The organism is Pseudofrankia coriaricola (assembly GCF_001854805.1).
GTDB lineage: Bacteria > Actinomycetota > Actinomycetes > Frankiales > Frankiaceae > Pseudofrankia.
This window is the reverse complement of the sequence record NZ_MBLO01000172.1, coordinates 1-2,754: the sequence shown is the minus strand read 5'-3', so window position 1 is coordinate 2,754 and position 2,754 is coordinate 1. Positions and strand designations below refer to the sequence as shown.

5 protein-coding genes and 1 pseudogene are annotated in these 2,754 nt (G+C 67.5%); 3 read left to right on the top strand and 3 right to left on the bottom strand.

The genetic code is table 11. From position 1 onward, the window contains the following. Positions 1-180: 180 nt before the first annotated feature. The 3 genes and pseudogenes from BCD48_RS21185 to BCD48_RS21180 form a co-directional block, all read right to left on the bottom strand. Positions 181-803, bottom strand: a pseudogene (locus BCD48_RS21185) (transposase); the annotation flags it as partial. Beyond that, positions 725-1,495, bottom strand: coding sequence for an IS3 family transposase (locus BCD48_RS53925; protein WP_083418983.1), 771 nt, complete (start codon positions 1,493-1,495; stop codon positions 725-727). The pseudogene BCD48_RS21185 and the gene BCD48_RS53925, both read right to left, overlap by 79 nt. Continuing rightward, positions 1,492-1,782: a transposase gene (locus BCD48_RS21180; protein WP_157910545.1), complete on the bottom strand. Its 291-nt coding sequence runs from the start codon at positions 1,780-1,782 to the stop codon at positions 1,492-1,494. The genes BCD48_RS53925 and BCD48_RS21180 overlap by 4 nt, the downstream gene beginning before the upstream one ends. Before the next feature lie 21 nt (positions 1,783-1,803). Between BCD48_RS21180 and BCD48_RS51470 the strand changes: the two genes are divergently transcribed. The 3 genes from BCD48_RS51470 (at position 1,804) to BCD48_RS53915 (ending at position 2,750) form a co-directional block, all read left to right on the top strand. Then, positions 1,804-1,941 carry a hypothetical protein gene (locus tag BCD48_RS51470; RefSeq protein ID WP_157910544.1) on the top strand — a complete coding sequence of 46 codons (138 nt, stop codon included), beginning with the start codon at positions 1,804-1,806 and terminating at the stop codon, positions 1,939-1,941. 153 nt (positions 1,942-2,094) lie between these two features. Further along, the gene (locus BCD48_RS53920) at positions 2,095-2,337 is read left to right on the top strand and encodes a transposase (RefSeq protein WP_241841896.1); all 243 of its coding nucleotides are present in this window, start codon (positions 2,095-2,097) and stop codon (positions 2,335-2,337) included. A 53-nt stretch (positions 2,338-2,390) separates the two neighbouring features. Next, on the top strand, positions 2,391-2,750 hold the full coding sequence (locus tag BCD48_RS53915) for an IS3 family transposase (protein WP_071050145.1): 360 nt from the start codon (positions 2,391-2,393) through the stop codon (positions 2,748-2,750). The last annotated feature ends 4 nt before the right edge of the window (positions 2,751-2,754 follow it).

Below are 2,754 nucleotides of genomic sequence, written 5' to 3'. Positions count from 1 at the left end.
CTGGAGAGCCAGCTGCTACGGAAAGCGGGCACGGCTGGTTCGGAGGGGGGCCGTCGGAAAAGGACCAGGTCAACTGGCACCTCGTCGGCGGCCTATCCTACCGCACGGCGGGTTCGGAGAGCGGCCGTGGGAAACGGGCCAGGGGTAACCCCGGCACCGCGCCCACGGCCGACTCACCTGCGAGATCCGCATCGAGGTGTCGTCGGGAAAATCGTCCCGCAGCCGGTGCGCGATCTGCTCCGGACTCCACGCGGTGGCCCAGCGCCGGTCCTGGCGGCGGGGCTTGTTCCTGCCGCCCCACGGCGGCGTCCACGGGCCGGGGACCGCCGTGCCGTCGCGCCGCCGGACCGCTCCGGACAGCCGGTCCTGGACGTAGGCGCGCAGCTGGTCGTTCGACACGAGCCTGGCCGTCTTGGGCCGGGCCGCCCGGCGATCACGGTGCCACTGCGCGAGCACGGCCCGGTAGACCAGCGTCCCGCCACGGGTGCCAGCGTTGCGCCGCAGCTCCCGGGACACCGTCGATGGTGATCGGCCCAGGCCTCGCGCGATCTTCCGGACGCCGTCCCCACGGGCACGACCGAGGGCGATCTCCTCACGCTCGGCGAACGACAGAAACCGACCCGAGGGCACGGGGAAGTCCGAAGGGGGCATACCCCACAATCCCGGAACCACCGGCTCCCGACCGCCGGCGACACGCCAGCCTCGACACCGGCGTCCTCGCTGGTCAGCCCACGACCGATCGCCTCCCAGAACCGCTGGCGCTGCTCCCGCAACGCCACCGGCGGCCGCCCTGGTGACCGCATCCCCGCCCGCCCCGTCGCAGCCTCGGTCCAACCCGGCCGTCGTCCCACTCCCACACCTCCAGATCGAGGTGTTGCGACGACCAGTTGAATTCACCGTTACCGCCCCTGTCGGAGTGGAAGATGCAGCCGGGCTCCAGGTCGATGTTGCCGGCGGCCATGGTGATCGCGGCGTCGATGAGGGGGGTTCTGAAATGGTCGGCCATCGACCATCCCACGACGGCCTTGGTGTGGCAGTCGATGACGGTGGCCAGGTACAGCCAGCCTTCCCAGGTGTGGATGTAGGTGATGTCCCCGACGAGCTTGACCCCGGGCGCGGGCGCGGTGAAGTCCCGGCGGACCAGGTCGGGGATCGCCGCGGGATCCGCGTCGGCGGCGGTGGTGGTCCTCCACGGACGCGGCTGGCAGGCAACCAGGTCCAGCTGCCGCATCAGGGATCTGACCAGTTCCGGACCCGTGTGGACACCGCGGCGGGCCAGGGCGGAGTGGACACGGCGGTAGCCGTAGGTCCCGTCGGACTCCTCAAACTCGATCTTGACCTGGGTGGCGAGCCAGGCGCGTCGTGTCGCGGTCACCGAGGCCGGCCGGTCGCGCCACTCGTAGAACCCGGACCCTGACACACTCATCCAGACGAACATACGGACCAGAGGGTAGTTGGCCTTCTCACTATCGATGAACTCGTACTTGGCGCTCACCGATATTCCTGGGCGAAGAAGGCCGCAGCTTTTCCCAGGAACTCCGCCTTCATCCGAAGCTCGCGCACCTCGTGTTCCAGCTCGCGGAGCCGGGCGCGTTCATGAACCGACAGCGGCGGCTCCTCGCCGGCATGCTCCCGACGGTAGGCGTTGACCCAGTTCCCCAGGGTGCCTTCCAGAACACCGATTTCCCGCGCGACGGCCGCGGTCGCACGCGGTCCCTCGATCACCATCTTGACCGCTTCCTCCCGAAACTCGGGAGAATACTTCTTCCTATGTGACGCCACCGATTTTCCCCTAACTCAGGTGTGAATCCTATCGGATCCCCTATCCGGAGTCTTCGGGGCGGCTCAATCGCCGCCCTGATCGCCACCTACGCCCAGAACAAGACCATCGTCGACCACGCCGCCACCCGCGCCGCCGTCACCGAGGTCACCACCGAATGACCATCCAGCCAAGGTGAGCACCAAGACGACAACCCGAGCACTGGAGCGATCCCGATCTCGTAGACAGTCGACGTAAAGTCCACTGACTACCAGGGAGTCCCGGGGATGGGATCGACGCGGAGGAAGTTCACTCAGGAGTACAAGGATGAGGCGGTGGCTCTCGTTCTTGGTTCGGACCGTACGATCGCCGAGGTGGCGAAGAGCCTTGGGATCAACGAGACGAGCTTGGGGTACTGGGTGAAGAAGGCGAAGAGTTCCGAGGAGGCCGAGCAGCGGCCGCTGTCGGTGTCGGAGCGCGCCGAGCTCGAGGAGCTGCGGAAGAAGAACGCACAGCTGCAGATGGACAACGCCTTCCTAAAAAAAGTGGCGAGCTTCTTCGCGAGCGACCAGAAGTAAGGTTCGAGTTCGTCTCGTCGCATGCTCCGAAGAAGCCGGCTCGGGCTGACGGTGTGGACACGTTCCCCGTCGACTACATGTGCCGGATGCTCGACGTTTCCCGGGCGGGCTACTACGCCTGGCGTAAACGCGGGCCGTCCCGGCACGACCAGGACGACGTCATCCTCTCGACGAGGATCCGGGCGATCTTCGACGCGCACCGCGGCAGGTACGGCGTGCGGCGGATCTTCCATGACCTTCGCCGCCAGGGTGTCCGGGTCGCCTACAAGCGCGTCCAGCGGCTGATGGCCGCGATGGGCCTGGTCAGCGTGCACCCGCGGCGCCGCCACGTCACGACCGTGCAGGCTGCGGAGCCGTCCGCGCTGCCTGACCTCGTCCGGCAGCAGGGTGCCGTCAAAGTCCCTTTTCGCTGATCAG